Source organism: Shewanella sp. CAL98-MNA-CIBAN-0140 (assembly GCF_040309905.1).
Taxonomy (GTDB): domain Bacteria; phylum Pseudomonadota; class Gammaproteobacteria; order Enterobacterales; family Shewanellaceae; genus Shewanella; species Shewanella psychromarinicola.
Genome location: NZ_JBEOPI010000310.1, coordinates 1 through 231, shown reverse-complemented (window position 1 = coordinate 231; position 231 = coordinate 1). Strand labels below are relative to the sequence as shown.

Genomic DNA, 231 nt, shown 5'->3' with positions numbered 1-231 from the left:
GCCCGAGCAGGTCAGGGCCACCGTCCACATGCCGGCACGTCGGCCTTCGAGAATGCCCGGCACGGTGTCATCGACCTTCACGCAGGCCGCCACATCATCGATGCCCAGGGCGATCACGTTGGCCAGCGCCTGGGCCGGCCATGGTCGGCCGTTGGGCACTTCGTCAGTGGCCACGACGTGGTCGGCGACGTAGCCGTTGGTGGCAGCCAGGGCCACGACCTTGTCCATCAC

1 protein-coding gene is annotated in these 231 nt (G+C 68.4%); it reads right to left on the bottom strand.

The window, feature by feature from the left end; all coding sequences use genetic code 11:
* Positions 1–231: HAD-IA family hydrolase (locus tag AAEY93_RS21180; RefSeq protein ID WP_351079743.1), on the bottom strand; the 231-nt coding region annotated here is incomplete at both ends.